Genomic DNA, 14,660 nt, shown 5'->3' with positions numbered 1-14,660 from the left:
CGTCAGCCCGGCAGGCGCCGCACCAGTTTGCGCCAGCGCCACTGCCGATACCGGTAGATCCCGTTCGCGATCGCCGCGACGGCTCCGGTGAGAACACCCGCGTCGATGTCGACGGTGTCGCTGTAGCGGCACGAATTCGCTTGCAGCGCTTCGACGTGCAAGGTGTGGTTCCAAGCCTTGAGGACCCCGCCGTGCTCCTTGGTGCGGATAGTGCCGGTCGCCTCGTCGACTCCGGTGACCTCGATGGTGTGCCGGTAGGCGGGAATCAGATGGAACGCCATCAGCCACCCCGTTCCGCGCTCACCCGGCCGCAGCGACTCGGTGCGCCCGGCGAGCGCGGGGAATCCCAGCAGCCCCCTGCATACGTAGAGAAATGTGGCCGGTGAGAGCATCGCCGACCACACGCGTTCGGCGCTGGTGGGCAGGGTGGTTTCCACATGAACGGTGCGCACGGAGGGCTCCTCGGATGGTGGTTAGGGTAACCTAATTTTGCGGTCATCCGGGCCGCGTGACTACTCGCTTTCACCCAGGAGGCGGACAATCACTCCAACAGACCGATTTCGGCAGCGCAAGCAGCCCAAACAGGAACGGGCATCGCAGACCCGGCGACGCATCCTCGACGCGGCTGCTCAGGTTTTCGCCGAGCACGGATACGTCGCGGGGACCACCAACCGCATCGCCGAACAAGCCGGGCTGTCGATCGGGTCCCTCTATCAGTACTTTCCCAACAAGGACGCGGTGCTGCGGGCCCTGATGGACGCGCACGTAGACGCGGGATCGACGTTGCTGCGCGAACGTCTGGCCGGCGGCCTGCCACCACGACTCGACGACACCCTCCGACTGTTCGTACGTGCGGCCATCGACAACCATCGGGACAACCCGCGCCTGCACCGCGTGCTGTTCGAGGAAGCCCCCCGCGCGCCGGCCTTTTTGGAGCGGCTGCGCGAACTGGAACGGTTCGGTGTGGACGTGGCGGCCCGGCTGCTCGAGCAGCACCCCGCCGTCCGCACCGGCCCGATGACCGCGCACGTCGTCGTCGCGACGGTCGACTCACTGGTGCACCGCCTCGTCACCGCGCCCGACGCGGCGGACCTCCAGGATGTCGAAGACGAGATCGTTCTTGTGCTCATGGGCTATCTGGACCGGCCGAGCAGGTCATCGACGCGGAAGTAAGGCTTCCAGATCGGCGATCGCGCGCAGCGTGTCGTTGAGGTGCGTGCACGTGCTGGTGCCGACGAATTCGCCGCGCACGCGGTCGCGCAACTCGGCGAGCGCCATGCCCGTGATCCGCGACGCGCTTCCGATGGCCCCGGGGCATTCCTGCCACGGCAGCACGCGCACTTCGGCGACGACCGAGGTGATGGTCCGCGCGGACGTGTCGACGCTGCCTGCCACGGTGTATTCGTGCACGATCGTCTCGACGCGGTCGTCGTCCATGTGGGAATCACGGAAGTGCGCGTCAAACTTCGCACCACCATCGGCGACCGGCCATACATCGAGGCGACGGAACCTGCGCATGCCCCGGGCGCGCAGCGGCTCCACCTGGTGCAGGCCGTCCAACGGTGGTGCCAACGGACCTCGGCCGGTCGGAATGAGATCGTGCTGTCGCGTGTATCGGATCAAAGACGCCTCAGGGGCGAAACCCGCGCAGATCCCGGACATGCGGTCCGCCACGCCGGGCGGCATCTTCTCCTCGACGCCCAGGACGATCGCCGCGTGCTGGGTGGCATATCCCGACACCAGTGCCGCCCCCACCCAGTCATCAAGCAGCAGGTGAAGCAGGCTGGACCGCTCAACCTCCTCGGGAAAGAGCGTCTCGACCGTGGACCGGAACCCGCGCCCGACCCGACGACCTCGCAGCTGTTGCAGCGCGGGGGCCTGCGATGTGGCGGAGATCTCGTCGATGACGTTATCCACCAAGCGCGCACCGACGCGAACCTCGCTGAGCACATCGGCGCCGTCCATGTCGCGCGCCCGGAGATCCGCGATCGATCCGCGCTCCTCGTCCGGATGGGTGTCGATGGTGCTGGTGCGTCGCCGCCTGCCCCTCACCAGCGGGGGCGCCTCGCAGGCGACGGGCCGCCGCGGTCCCAGGATGTCCGTGACAAACGGCATGAAATTGACGGTACCGTGGCCCGGAAGCCCTGCGGAGCTAGGGCTTCCAGCCGGTGGCGTCAGCCCACTCCCAGGCGCGCCGGTAGGCATCCAGAAACCAGGGTTCCTTGGCGCTCACGTAACGCACGATGTTGCCGTCACCGGTCGCGTCGGCCGCCCGCTTGACTTTCAAATAATCCTCGCGCACACCAGGATTCGCCTTCAGCCAGTCGACGAACAGCAGCGCGAACTGCTGATTGGGCCAGCCGGCCACCCGGATGTGCACGTTGGTGGGCCGGCCGGGATCGGCCGACGCGTGAATTCGCTTGTGCCACAATGCGGGATCGTCGCTGTGATCGAAGCCGGGGACGGTGCTGCGCGCATCGGTCTTGGCGGCGTCCTGGGTGATGTGCTCGAGGCGCGGGTAACCGGCGGATAGCAGCGGCTCGGCGAGTTCGTCTGCCACATCCAGCGATTGGACGGTGATCTGGATGTCGATGACGTTCTTGGCGTCCAGCTCCGCGACCGCGGTGGAGCCGATGTGGTCCACCCGCAACGCGCGGTGGCCGCATGCGGTATTCAAGCGGTTGACGACGCGGCGGGCCTGATCCGGCCACGTCGGGTCGGCCGGGGCCAACCGCGCCTCCGCGCGGGCGGGTTGACGCTCAGCCAGGTTGTGCGCGAACGGCAGGATGCGGTTGTGCCATACGTCGCGTGCGGTTAGCACCAGATCTTCCTGACTGCCCGAATTGTCCAGCCAGATGTCGGCGACCGCACGACGTTGTTCGTCGGTGGCCTGCGCGGCGATGCGCGCACGGGCATCGTCCTCGGCCATCCCGCGTTGCTCGACCAGACGACGCATCCGCATTTCGACGTCGGCGTGCACGATGACGACGAGCGGGAACAGCGGCGCCATCCCCGACTCCACCAGCAACGGAATGTCTTCCACGACAACTGCATCCTCGTGGACTGCCTCGATGATCTCGGCGCGGCGCTTGGCGACCAGCGGATGCACAATGCCGTTCAGCTTCTTGCGCTCTTCCTCATCGGCAAATGCCTTGGCGGCCAAGGCAGGCCGATCCAGGGCACCGTCGGGACGGAGAATGTCTTCACCGAAGGCGTCGACCAGCGACGCCAGTCCTTCGGTCCCTGGCTCGACCACCTCACGGGCGATGACATCCCCGTCCACGATGATTCCACCGCAGTCCGAGAAGGTCTTCGACAATGCCGATTTCCCGGCACCGATGCCACCGGTCAAACCGATGCGCAGCATCCTCGCGGAATTAAGCGCTGCCGGCGAGCTTTTCCCGCAGAGCCGCCAGCTGGGCGTCGCTGGCCAGCGACCCGCCCGCGGACTTCTCCGAGGAGCTGCTGCTCGACGAGGACTGACCGCCGCTGGCGTGATCCGCCGCCTCCGCCGCAGCGAACTTCTCCATCTGCGCGGTGTGCATCTTGTGCCGGCGCTCGGCCTCGGCGTAGCGGGCCTCCCACTCGTTGCGCTGCGTGTCGAAACCTTCGATCCACTCGTTGGTTTCGGCGTCGAAGCCCTCGGGGAAGATGTAGTTGCCCTGCTCGTCGTAGCTGTCGGCCATGCCGTACTTGGCGGGGTCGAACTCTTCGGTGTAGTCCTCGTTGGCCTGCTTGAGCGACAACGAGATACGGCGACGCTCCAGGTCGATGTCGATGACCTTGACCATCGCGTCGTCGCCGACGGCAACCACCTGGTCGGGCACCTCGACGTGGCGCTCGGCCAGCTCCGAGATGTGCACCAGACCCTCGATGCCCTCCTCGACGCGGACGAACGCACCGAAGGGGACCAGCTTGGTGACCTTGCCCGGCACGATCTGACCGATCGCGTGGGTGCGGGCGAAGTGGCGCCACGGGTCTTCCTGGGTCGCCTTGAGCGACAACGAAACCCGCTCGCGGTCCATGTCGACGTCGAGCACCTCGACGGTGACCTCGTCGCCTACCTGCACCACCTCGGACGGGTGGTCGATGTGCTTCCAGGACAGCTCGGAGACGTGCACCAGGCCGTCGACCCCACCGAGGTCGACGAAGGCGCCGAAGTTGACGATGGAGGAGACGACACCCTTGCGGATGGTGCCCTTCTGCAGCTGGTTCAAGAATTCGCTGCGCACCTCGGACTGCGTCTGCTCCAGCCAGGCGCGGCGCGACAGCACCACGTTGTTGCGGTTCTTGTCCAGCTCGATGATCTTGGCTTCGATCTCCTTGCCGATGTACGGCTGCAGATCGCGGACGCGGCGCATCTCGACCAGCGAGGCCGGCAGGAAGCCGCGCAGCCCGATGTCGAGGATCAGGCCACCCTTGACGACCTCGATGACGGTGCCCTTGACGGCCTCGTCCTTCTCCTTGAGCTCCTCGATGGTGCCCCAGGCGCGCTCGTACTGCGCACGCTTCTTGGAGAGGATTAGCCGGCCCTCTTTGTCCTCTTTGGTGAGAACCAGGGCCTCGACCTCGTCACCGACGGAAACGACCTCGTTGGGGTCGACGTCGTGCTTGATGGAGAGTTCGCGGGCGGGGATGACCCCTTCGGTCTTGTAGCCGATGTCGAGGAGCACCTCGTCCCGGTCCACTTTGACGATGGTTCCCTCGACGATGTCGCCATCGTTGAAGTACTTGATCGTTTTGTCTATTGCGGCGAGAAAGTCCTCGCTGGTGCCAATGTCGTTGACGGCTACTTGCGGCGAGGTGACGGTGGGACTCGGCATATTGTTGGGTTGCTCCGGACAGGGTTCATCGAAGGGACATTTGGGTTTACCCATTGAGGCTACTCGACGGTGCGCAAGCTGGACAAACTCGCCCCCCACCGAAGCCGGGACCGTTACCGCCGGCGCCCGATCGAATCCGACACCAGCCCCCCGGGCATCAACCACTGTTGCGGCTCGCGCTCGATGAACAGTGCGATCGCGTCGGCCACTTGCTGCGATGTCTCCTGCACCGCGTCTCGCACGTTCTGGTCGTCCCCGCCGAGCGGGACCTCGGCGGGTATCGGCTGGCCGAACACGGGTTCACGCTGGTGTTTGTGCTGGAATACCGCGCCGGGGACGATCAGGGCGCCCGTACGCAGGGCCAGCAGGGCCGGTCCCGGGCCGATCGGGCGTTTGATGCCGGCCAGATCGACCTCGATTCCGTTACCGCCCCCTTCGCGGGCCCGGAAGTAGTCGCCGGCGATCGCGACGATCCGGCCACGCCGGATGGCATCGGCCATTGCCGCGGTGATGCTGCCTCCCCCGGTGCGGTCGACGACGATGAGCTCGAGCCCGGCCTTCTGTGCGCCGCGGGTGATCACCCACTGCATCAAGGCACGCTGCCGGTTGGCGACAACCGTGGTCGGCAACCCGTTGAGCGCCAGCACAATCGGCAGGGCGGCGTAGGAGCCCAGGTGTGGAAAGGCGACGATGGCGCCGACCCCTGCGGGGCGGCCGGCATCGAGAGCGGCGTGCAGCGGCGACGGGTCGGCGATGCGGAAGCGCCGCCGCGCGACCGCATGGGGTGCGGCGAGGAACCAGATCGCGTCGTTGGCGTTGCGGACCAGTGCTCGATACATCGCCCGGACCGGCTGCCACTTGCGGGTGGAGAACTGCGCCGTCGGGTCCACGTTGTCGCGGAAATCCTGCAGCACGTTCAGATGCTGGGCACGCCCCCGCCAGTAGACGAGGCGCGCCACCACGGCCAGAAACGCGTCAGCCACCGGGGCCGGCAGCAGAGCGAATATTTTCGACGCCACCATCAGCGGGTAACGCGCGAGCGGGCGGCGCTCAGCGGCATCCGACATCTCAGCAGTCTAAATTCCGGAAACGCCTTTAATGCGCGGCGGCGTCCCAGCTGCGGCCGTAGCCGACCGACACCTCCAGCGGCACGTCGAGCGGGTAGGCCCCGCCCATCTTGTCGCGAACCAATGTCTCGAGTTCCTCGCGCTCCCCGGGGGCGATCTCGAACAGCAATTCGTCGTGGACCTGCAGCAGCATCCGCGACGCCAGGCCGCTGGCTTTGATCGCCTTGTCCACTTCGATCATCGCCACCTTGATGATGTCGGCGGCGCTGCCCTGGATCGGCGCATTGAGCGCGGCGCGTTCGGCGGCCTCGCGCACCTGGCGGTTGCTGCTGTCCAGCTCGGGCAGGTAGCGCCGCCGGCCCAGCACCGTCGAGGTGTAGCCGTCCTTGCGTGCCTGTTCGACGACGGCCAGCAGATAGTCGCGCACCCCGCCGAACCGGGCGAAGTACTGGTCCATCTGCTCCTTGGCCTCCTCGGTGGAGATCTTGAGCTGGGCCGACAGACCGTAGGCGCTGAGCCCGTAGGCCAGGCCGTAGGACATCGCCTTCACCCGGCGCCGCAATTCTCCGGTGACCTCACCGATCGGGACCCCGAAGGCCCGGGAGGCGACGAACGAGTGCAGGTCTTCGCCGGTGTTGAAGGCCTCGATCAGTCCTTCGTCACGGGACAGATGCGCCATGATCCGCATCTCGATCTGGCTGTAGTCGGCGGTCATCAGCTCGGCATACTCGCCCGAGCCCACGACGAACGCGTCGCGGATCTGCCGTCCGGCGTCCGTGCGGATCGGGATGTTCTGCAGGTTCGGCTCGGTGGAGGACAGCCGGCCGGTCGCGGCGATCGTCTGGTTGAACGTGGTGTGAATGCGCCCGTCGGCGGCCACCGAGTTCAGCAATCCGTCGACAGTAACCTTGAGCCGCGTGACGTCGCGGTGGGTCAGCAGATGCTGCAGGAACGGGTGGCCGGTCTTGTCGAAAAGGGATTGCAGAGCGTCGGCGTCGGTGGTGTAGCCGGTCTTGGTGCGCTTGGTCTTGGGCATGCCGAGCTCGTCGAACAGCACCACCTGCAGCTGTTTGGGCGAGCCCAGGTTGATCTGTTTGCCGATGACGGCGTAGGCGGCCTCGGCCGCGTCGCGAATCTCGTCGCCGAACTGGCTTTGCAGCTCGGTGAGCATGTTCAGGTCGACCGCGATGCCGACGCTTTCCATCCCGGCCAGCACCCGCTGCACCGGCAGCTCCATCTCGCCCAGCAACGCGGTGGAGTCGATCCGGTCCAGCTCGGCATCGAGGGCATCCGCGAGGTCGATGACGGCCCGAGCTCGCAGGATCGCGGTCTGCACGGCCTGGTCGTCGGTGCCATCCGAGTCGTCGAGCAGCGAAAGCTGTTGTTGCTCAGTGGTTTCCGCACGTAGCTCGCGCCTGAGGTACCGCAGCGAGAGGTCGTCGAGGGTGAAGCTGCGCTGCCCGGGCCGCACCAGGTAGGCGGCCAGCGCGGTGTCGGACGTGACCCCCTCCAGCGACCAGCCGCGGCCGCGCAGGTCATGGATGGCCAACTTGGCCTCGTGCAGGGCCTTGGGTTTGTCCGGATCGGCCAGCCAGGCTGCCAGCGCCGCGTCATCCTCGGGTGTCAGGGTGGCGGTCTCGATGTAGGCGCCGTCGCCGTCGGCTGCGGCGATGGCCAGCGCGGTCGCGTCACCGCCGTGCGGGAGGTGCGTGCCCACCACCGTGAGGCCGGACCGGCGGCCGTCGCCGGCATGGTCGGCCAGCCACTGCCCGACGGTGCCCGGCTCCAGGGCGCCGCCGCGCACGTCGAAGCCTTCGTCTACCTCGGGTTCGACGGCGGCCAGCGTGTCGAACAGCCGGTCCCGCAGCACCCGGAACTCGAGGTCGTCGAAGAGCCGGTGGATGTGGTCGCGGTCCCAGGGCTGCAGCCGCAGCGTGTCCGGCGTCTGCGCCAGCGGCACGTCCTTGACCAGCTCAGTGAGCTCCCGGTTCAGGACGACATTGGCCACATGGGCCCGCAACGCGTCCCCGACCTTGCCGCGCACCGCTTCGACGTTGTCGACCAGACCCTGCAGCGAGCCGTACTCGATGATCCACTTCGACGCCGTCTTCTCCCCCACCCCGGGAATGCCCGGCAGGTTGTCGCTGGGGTCGCCGCGCAGCGCGGCGAAGTCGGGGTACTGCGTCGGGGTCAGACCGTATTTCTCGACGACGGCCTCGGGAGTGAAGCGGGTGAGTTCACTGACACCTTTGCGCGGGTAGAGCACCGTGACGTCGTCGCTGACCAGTTGCAGCGAGTCGCGGTCGCCGGTCACCACCAGCACCCGGTAGCCCTCGTTCTCGGCCTGGGTGGCCAGCGTGGCGATGATGTCGTCGGCTTCGAATCCGGCCTCGGCCAGCACCGTGATGCCCAGGGCGTTGAGCACCTCTTTGGTGATGTCGATCTGGCCGTGGAACTCATCCGGGGTCGAGGATCGGTTCGCCTTGTATTCGGGGTAGCGCTCGGAACGGAAGGTCTGCCGGGACACGTCGAACGCTGCGGCGATGTGCGTCGGTGCCTCGTCGCGCAGCAGGTTGATCAGCATGGCGGTGAAGCCGTACACGGCGTTGGTAGTCAGCCCGCCCCGCGTTTTGAAGTTCTCCGCGGGCAGCGCGTAGAAGGCCCGGAACGCCAGGGAGTTGCCGTCGAGCAGCATCAGGGTGGGCTTGTCGTTGGCGGTGTCTGCGGGATTCGCCGCGGCGGCTGCGGTCCGTGCTGGGCTCACGGCCCTACTCTAGGCACCGCCGCTGACATCAGAGCAGGCGCCGCTCGGCGGCCACGTCGTACTCGCAGACGCAGCCGGAAACTATCGCGTCTTGTTGATCGCCGCTCGGTCCGCTGCCGCGAAAGGCGTCGACGGCGGCCTGCGACTCCCACCGTTCGATGATGTTGACGCGACCCGGATCGAGCGGGTCGGCGCTGATCGCGAAATCCACGCAGCCCGCTGTATGACGGGCCAGCCGGATCACTTCCAGGCAATTGGCCAGGTAGTTGTCCCGGCTCGCGGGGTCGACGACGATGAAGCCCGCGACGATCACCATGAAACGCTCCTCTGTGTGCGTGGTCAGTTTCCCGGTATGACCGCCTGCGCCCGCCGATCTCATCGGGTGACCGGCGAGTCGGCGACCCGGTGACTGGAACACGTTTCAGTTTTCCGGCCCCCGTTGAGTAATCTGACCTGGTGCCAGAGGTCACCAGCCAAGAACCGGCCATCGACGGGTGGTTCGCCACCGACGACGCCGGACAACCCCATCTGATCGGCAGCAAGTGCCCCGCGTGCGGCACTTACGTCTTCCCGCCGCGCGAGAACAACTGCCCGAACCCGGGCTGCGACAGCGACACCTTGGAGTCCGTCGCCCTGTCGCGGCGCGGCAAGCTGTGGAGCTACACCGAGAACCGCTACCCGCCACCGGCGCCCTATCCCGCCGCGGACCCGTTCGAGCCGTTCGCCATCGCCGCCGTCGAACTCGCCGACGAGGGAATCATCGTGCTGGGCAAGGTGATTGAGGGCACCCTTGCCGAGGACCTGAAGGTCGGCATGGAGATGGAGCTGGCAACCATGACCCTGTTCACGGACAGCGACGGGGTCGAACGCATCGTGCACGCGTGGAAGGTCTGCTCATGAGTGCTCCCGAACCGCTCTACATCCTCGGCGCGGGCATGCACCCGTGGGGCAAGTGGGGCCGCGACTTCACCGAGTACGGCGTGGTCGCCGCCCGTGCGGCACTGGCTGAGGCCGGTCTGGACTGGCGACAGATCCAGTTGGTCGCCGGGGCCGACACCATCCGCAACGGCTACCCGGGCTTCATCGCCGGGTCGACGTTCGCGCAGAAGCTCGGCTGGAACGGGGTGCCGGTCAGCTCCAGCTACGCCGCCTGCGCCAGCGGCTCGCAGGCTCTGCAAAGTGCCCGCGCGCACATCCTGGCCGGCTTCTGCGACGTCGCGCTGGTCATCGGCGCGGACACCACGCCTAAGGGCGCCTTCGCGCCGGTGGGCGGGGAACGCAAGAACGACCCGGACTGGCAGCGGTTCCACCTGATCGGCGCCATGAACCCGGTCTATTTCGCGCTGCTGGCGCGACGCCGGATGGACCTCTACGGCGCCACCTCCGAGGACTTCGCACAGGTGAAGGTCAAGAACTCCCAGCACGGCCTGCAGAACCCGAATGCCCGCTATCGCAAGGAATCCTCGGTGGAGGACGTGCTGGCCAGCCCGGTGGTCTCCGACCCGTTGCGCCAGCTCGACATCTGCGCTACGTCTGACGGAGCGGCAGCTTTGATCGTCGCCAGCGCGGACTTCGCCCGCAAGCACCTGGGCTCGCTGGAGGGTGTGCCGTCGGTGCGCGCGGTCAGCACGGTGACTCCGCAGTACCCTCAGCACCTGCCTGAATTGCCGGATATCGCAACGGATTCCACCGCCGTGGTGCCCGCACCCGAGCGGGTGTTCAAGGACCAGATCCTCGATGCCGCCTACGCCGAGGCCGGCATCGGGCCGGAGGACGTCAGCATGGCTGAGGTCTACGACCTGTCCACTGCTCTGGAGCTCGACTGGTACGAGCATTTGGGGCTGTGCCCGAAGGGCGAAGCCGAGGCGCTGCTGCGGTCCGGGGCAACGGCTTTGGGGGGCCGCGTTCCGGTCAACCCGTCGGGTGGCCTGGCGTGCTTCGGCGAGGCAATCCCAGCCCAGGCGATCGCGCAGGTCTGCGAGTTGACCTGGCAGTTGCGCGGTCAGGCGACGGGCCGGCAGGTGGAGGGTGCGCGCGTCGGCGTCACCGCGAACCAGGGGCTTTTCGGCCACGGCTCGTCGGTGATCGTCGCCCGCTAGGTTGGCTTGCGGCGCCAGCGTGCACTAAATGCCACCGCCAACGGCGTGTCGCTGTACCGGAGTGCACGCTCGGCCGGCGGGCGCCCCCAACACCAGGCGCGAGCGTGCACTAAATGCCACCACTAACGGCGTGTCGCTGTACCGGAGTGCACGCTCGCGGCGGCCAGCGGCCGAAGGCCTACTCCTTGGGGGTGTCCAGCGTCTCCAGCACGACCTCGGCGACCCGCTTCATCGACGTCCGCCGGTCCATGGCCGCCCGCTGAATCCACTTGAATGCTTCGGGCTCGGTCATGCCCTGCTTGACCTGCAGGAGGCCTTTGGCGCGCTCGACCAGCTTGCGGGTCTCCAACCGGTCCGACAGCGTCTCGACTTCCCGCTCTAAAGCGGTGAGCTCGCTGAACCGGCTGACCGCCAACTCGATCGCCGGAACCAGGTCGCTGGCCGTGAACGGCTTCACCAGGTACGCCATCGCGCCTGCGTCCCTGGCCCGCTCGACCAGATCGCGCTGGCTGAAGGCGGTCAGAACCACGATCGGCGCGATGCGCTTGCTGGCAATCTCGGCCGCCGCGTCGATGCCGTCACGCCGGGGCATCTTCACGTCCATGATCACCAGGTCGGGCTTGTGCTGCTCGGCAAGCTCGACGGCTTCCTGGCCATCGCCGGCCTCGCCGACGATGTCGTACCCCTCCTCTCGCAGCATCTCAGCCAGGTCCATGCGGATGAGCGCTTCGTCTTCCGCGATCAAGACCCGGCGCGGCGGCGGAGCGGCGGCGGCATCGGTGGTGGGGCCGGTCATGACGGACATTGTGACGTGACGGCTGTGCGCGGTCACTCGGGGGGTTGCTCTAAGGTGGGGAACCGACGCGAGCCCTCGTATCCCAACTGGCAGAGGAAACGGATTCAAAACCCGTACAGTGTGAGTTCGAATCTCACCGAGGGCACACAAAACACCAGCTCACAGCAATTTTTGCGAAATGCACCACACCAGATTTCAGCCGCAGTCCGCAGACAGTCCGCAGTAACCGGCTAAGATGCAGGCATGACCGCAGGTAAGCGCAGTGTTCGCGCTGGTGTAGAGGACCGTTGGCACCGACCCGCAAAGCGCGGCGAACAGGTCTACTGGCCTGCGGACCAGTCCGCAGGACCAACGTGGTGTGTAGACACACGACACGCGAAAACACCGGGAACAATGGTTAGCACCGTCCGTCACGGGCAGGGCAAACGGTGGCTTGCGCGATGGGTCGACCACGACGGACAGGAACGAACCAAAGCTTTCGACAAGCGGAACGACGCGCAACGCCACATCGACGGCACCACGACGGCGCTCAACACCGGCACCTACACCGACCCGCAGCGTTCATCAATCAATTTCGGCACGGTCGCAGAAGCGTGGATTAGGACCAAAGAGGCCGCTAAACGGGCACCGAAGACGATTGCCGGGTATCGCGGGTTGCTTGACGTGGTGATCCTGCCCAAATGGAAAGACGAACCGCTAAGGGACATCGACCACGAACGGGTGCAGGACTGGATTACGTGGCTGTCGACCGACCCCGCAGCACGCCAGCACAAACGCAAAAGCGAACCGAACGCAGGTCTCTCCCCCGCGCGTGTGATCCAGACTCACCAGGTGCTACACCAGGTGTTCGCCTACGCGATCCGAAGCAAATACCTCGCCACCAATCCCGCCGACAACATCGTGCTACCGAGTAAGCCGCAGGGCAAGGATTTGGCTCTCACGCATGAGCAGGTTGGTCGGCTTGCCGACGAGACGGCCAACGCTGAGACGGACGTACGGCACCGAACCGACACAGCACCGTCCAGAGTCCCCCCACAGGCGCTCGCAACGATGGTCCGCACTCTGGCCTACTCCGGTTTGAGGTACGGCGAATGCGCTGCGTTGCGTGTTGGCGATGTGGACATCAAGCAGCGCCGAATCGCCGTCTCTAAGTCGATTACGGGTGTACGCGGACAGGGACGTGTCGAGGGTGACACCAAGACACACCAGAAACGCGCGGTTCCGATCCTGACGACTGCGGTTGCCGACGAACTTAAGCACCTGGTGGACGGTCGCGACCCGTTGGAGTTCCTGTTTCCGGGACCGGACGGCGAGGCCATGACCGTTGGTTGGTTCCGGGTGCGGTTCGATAGGGCGACCGCCAAGCTCGGCTTAGATGGGGTCACACCGCACACTCTGCGCCATTCAGCCGGTTCCCTAGCGTTGGCGTCGGGTGCGTCTGTGGTGACCGTGCAGAAGCTTCTAGGGCACCGGAACGCCACAACGACGATGAACGTCTACAGCCACATGCTGCCCGACGATTTCGATAACCTCGCCGTTGCGATGGACAAAGCTATTTCCGCAGGTCGAGAGTGACGGTGAACATTCGTTCGGCTAGAACCACATGGTTTACAATTGATTGACCACGGTAAATATGTCACGCGAAGTACCGGGGATGCGCACTCGCACGCATTGCGAGTTCCTTGGAGAACGCCATTGTATGACCTTATCGACGCGCCCGAAGTGTCCGAACTTACCGGTGTTCCCGTCGCCACCCTGACATGGTACCGCGCTACCGACCAGGGTCCGCGTTCGGTGAAAATTGGTCGCAGGGTGCGCTATCACAAATCGGACGTGATGGATTGGCTGGAAGCAGAAGAAGCAAAATCTGAACGTGGAGGTGTTCGATGAACAATGATCTATCGGCGGATGCTGAGCACTTGCGCAAGAGCCTCGATTCTCTGTCAGAAGAGGCTGCCCATAACAGCAGCGAAATTCATCTAAACAGATTGGATATCGCGATCATCTTGGGGTGGTCGGAGGACAGAGTTCATCGCGCAATTACAGAGTTAGAACGAACCGATTACTTCGGTGACTAATCTCACAATTTTTAGTCACCCTATTCCCAATAAGTGCGCGATTCAAAGGCGGTAGAATGGTAGTTAGGAGACAGGGTACCGCCGCAATTCCGTGTGCGTAGCGTTCGTCTTCTATCCAAGACATAAACTGTAATATCCTACGGCTAGCACCCGAGGACCGGTGACCAACCCGGAGCAGGAGTACTGAGCATCGTCGGGACGACAGACGCCAGCCCTGCTGAGACGCCCGTAACGCGGATATCCGCACCCAAGAAAGGGATTTCGTTGGGAGAGGGGCAACTTCCCCTGTGTCCTGAAAGCAGTAGCGAAAGCACATATCCTGCACTCCATTGAATTGGAATCGAACTGGGAACCAGAGCACGGATTAAAACCGTGAGGGCACGGCCAGAACACGCGCGGTATCTGGATATTGATCCGATTGGTGATACCCGGAACGTCCAAGTTGCAGCCGGAGCGTTCGTTTGAAGCGGTACCCAAGTGCCCGCCGCAACCCCATGGGGGGCAAGAGAGTACTCAGAGCGGCTGACTGTGACATGTAATTGGTTCTCCGGAGCGACCAATAGTGAGTCATCCTCCGATAGCCCGCAGGGCGTGAAGGGGTTTGGGGATTGTCCCCGGTAACCCAACCACTCACCCAAGCTGACGCGTGTTGACAGCCAAGCGACACAAAAAGCGCGTTGTCATTGGTTGTTCGTACCCCACTCCCGAAAGGGTGTTATCGCTTTCGGCTTCAGAAATATCTTTGCCTCTTATGTTGCAGGTAAAAGGGCTCTTCGCAGATGAGGGTGTAGGGGTGCTCGGCGCGTCGTTGTCGGGATAGGGGTCGAGGTCTTCCGAAGATGGGAGTTCTCACGCTGCCCATCCGAAAGACCTCGACGTGCCTGACGCTACCTTCGCGTGCCCTGATCTGACCACGTTCTGCCGCCTCGACGAGCTCGGGTTGGAGGTGACCGGCCCCCTCTCTGCCAACCTGGGTTGAGGCACCCGCCCCCTGACAATTAGTGACCCGAGGGCGGGGATGGAGAGACTCCCC

13 protein-coding genes and 1 tRNA gene are annotated in these 14,660 nt (G+C 65.2%); 6 read left to right on the top strand and 8 right to left on the bottom strand.

The genetic code is table 11. The features are described from left to right. Window positions 1-2: 2 nt before the first annotated feature. The gene (locus AO501_RS18820; protein WP_055579153.1) at window positions 3-452 is read right to left on the bottom strand and encodes a hypothetical protein; all 450 of its coding nucleotides are present in this window, start codon (window positions 450-452) and stop codon (window positions 3-5) included. 37 nt (window positions 453-489) lie between these two features. Between AO501_RS18820 and AO501_RS18815 the strand changes: the two genes are divergently transcribed. Further along, window positions 490-1,173, top strand: coding sequence for a TetR/AcrR family transcriptional regulator (locus AO501_RS18815; RefSeq protein ID WP_231752543.1), 684 nt, complete (start codon window positions 490-492; stop codon window positions 1,171-1,173). On the opposite strand, the gene AO501_RS18810 is transcribed toward AO501_RS18815, so the two are convergent. The 6 genes from AO501_RS18810 to AO501_RS18785 all read right to left on the bottom strand — a co-directional run bounded on the left by AO501_RS18810 (window position 1,156) and on the right by AO501_RS18785 (window position 8,970). Next, window positions 1,156-2,115, bottom strand: a complete 960-nt coding sequence (locus tag AO501_RS18810) for a DUF2889 domain-containing protein (RefSeq protein ID WP_055579152.1) — start codon at window positions 2,113-2,115, stop codon at window positions 1,156-1,158. The two genes, AO501_RS18815 and AO501_RS18810, sit on opposite strands and share 18 nt — an antisense overlap. Window positions 2,116-2,152: 37 nt before the next feature. Next, window positions 2,153-3,367, bottom strand: a complete 1,215-nt coding sequence (coaE, locus tag AO501_RS18805; RefSeq protein ID WP_055579151.1) for a dephospho-CoA kinase — start codon at window positions 3,365-3,367, stop codon at window positions 2,153-2,155. Window positions 3,368-3,377: 10 nt separating this feature from the next. Next, on the bottom strand, window positions 3,378-4,823 hold the full coding sequence (rpsA, locus tag AO501_RS18800) for a 30S ribosomal protein S1 (RefSeq protein WP_055579150.1): 1,446 nt from the start codon (window positions 4,821-4,823) through the stop codon (window positions 3,378-3,380). Between the two features lie 113 nt (window positions 4,824-4,936). Continuing rightward, window positions 4,937-5,890, bottom strand: a complete 954-nt coding sequence (locus AO501_RS18795; protein WP_055579149.1) for a lysophospholipid acyltransferase family protein — start codon at window positions 5,888-5,890, stop codon at window positions 4,937-4,939. Between the two features lie 28 nt (window positions 5,891-5,918). Next, window positions 5,919-8,585: a DNA polymerase I gene (polA, locus tag AO501_RS18790; protein WP_055579180.1), complete on the bottom strand. Its 2,667-nt coding sequence runs from the start codon at window positions 8,583-8,585 to the stop codon at window positions 5,919-5,921. 97 nt (window positions 8,586-8,682) lie between these two features. Further along, on the bottom strand, window positions 8,683-8,970 hold the full coding sequence (locus tag AO501_RS18785) for a putative quinol monooxygenase (protein ID WP_055579148.1): 288 nt from the start codon (window positions 8,968-8,970) through the stop codon (window positions 8,683-8,685). Window positions 8,971-9,110: 140 nt separating this feature from the next. Here AO501_RS18785 and AO501_RS18780 point away from each other — a divergent pair, with 140 nt between their 5' ends. After that, a complete protein-coding gene (locus AO501_RS18780; protein ID WP_055579147.1) occupies window positions 9,111-9,554 on the top strand; it encodes a Zn-ribbon domain-containing OB-fold protein in 444 nt (147 codons plus the stop codon). After that, window positions 9,545-10,753, top strand: a complete 1,209-nt coding sequence (locus AO501_RS18775; RefSeq protein WP_197419893.1) for a lipid-transfer protein — start codon at window positions 9,545-9,547, stop codon at window positions 10,751-10,753. Before AO501_RS18780 ends, AO501_RS18775 begins: the two co-directional genes overlap by 10 nt. Window positions 10,754-10,931: 178 nt before the next feature. Here the strand turns inward: AO501_RS18775 and AO501_RS18770 are convergent, their stop codons facing one another. Then, window positions 10,932-11,549 carry an ANTAR domain-containing response regulator gene (locus tag AO501_RS18770; RefSeq protein ID WP_055579179.1) on the bottom strand — a complete coding sequence of 206 codons (618 nt, stop codon included), beginning with the start codon at window positions 11,547-11,549 and terminating at the stop codon, window positions 10,932-10,934. A gap of 71 nt (window positions 11,550-11,620) precedes the next feature. On the opposite strand from AO501_RS18770, the gene AO501_RS18765 reads away from it, so the two are divergent. The 3 genes from AO501_RS18765 to AO501_RS36065 all read left to right on the top strand — a co-directional run bounded on the left by AO501_RS18765 (window position 11,621) and on the right by AO501_RS36065 (window position 13,439). Next, a tRNA-Leu gene (locus AO501_RS18765) sits at window positions 11,621-11,694 on the top strand. A 98-nt stretch (window positions 11,695-11,792) separates the two neighbouring features. Next, window positions 11,793-13,124, top strand: coding sequence for a tyrosine-type recombinase/integrase (locus AO501_RS18760; RefSeq protein ID WP_055579145.1), 1,332 nt, complete (start codon window positions 11,793-11,795; stop codon window positions 13,122-13,124). Between the two features lie 147 nt (window positions 13,125-13,271). Continuing rightward, complete coding sequence (locus tag AO501_RS36065) at window positions 13,272-13,439, top strand: helix-turn-helix transcriptional regulator (protein WP_231752544.1); 168 nt, start codon at window positions 13,272-13,274, stop codon at window positions 13,437-13,439. The last annotated feature ends 1,221 nt before the right edge of the window (window positions 13,440-14,660 follow it).

It is taken from the genome of Mycobacterium gordonae (genome assembly GCF_001417955.2).
Classification (GTDB): domain Bacteria; phylum Actinomycetota; class Actinomycetes; order Mycobacteriales; family Mycobacteriaceae; genus Mycobacterium; species Mycobacterium gordonae_B.
The sequence above is the reverse complement of the archived record's forward strand: the minus strand, read 5'-3'. Positions and strand labels throughout refer to the sequence as shown.

Excerpts from the sequence above, each read along its gene's own strand:
- rpsA (WP_055579150.1), bottom strand. The coding sequence starts at position 4,823 with ATGCCGAGTCCCACCGTCACCTCGCCGCAAGTAGCCGTCAACGACATT.
- AO501_RS18785 (WP_055579148.1), bottom strand. The coding sequence starts at position 8,970 with ATGGTGATCGTCGCGGGCTTCATCGTCGTCGACCCCGCGAGCCGGGAC.
- AO501_RS18760 (WP_055579145.1), top strand. The coding sequence starts at position 11,793 with ATGACCGCAGGTAAGCGCAGTGTTCGCGCTGGTGTAGAGGACCGTTGG.
- coaE (WP_055579151.1), bottom strand. The coding sequence starts at position 3,367 with ATGCTGCGCATCGGTTTGACCGGTGGCATCGGTGCCGGGAAATCGGCA.
- AO501_RS18770 (WP_055579179.1), bottom strand. The coding sequence starts at position 11,549 with ATGACCGGCCCCACCACCGATGCCGCCGCCGCTCCGCCGCCGCGCCGG.
- polA (WP_055579180.1), bottom strand. The coding sequence starts at position 8,585 with ATGCTGCTCGACGGCAACTCCCTGGCGTTCCGGGCCTTCTACGCGCTG.
- AO501_RS18795 (WP_055579149.1), bottom strand. The coding sequence starts at position 5,890 with ATGTCGGATGCCGCTGAGCGCCGCCCGCTCGCGCGTTACCCGCTGATG.
- AO501_RS18810 (WP_055579152.1), bottom strand. The coding sequence starts at position 2,115 with ATGCCGTTTGTCACGGACATCCTGGGACCGCGGCGGCCCGTCGCCTGC.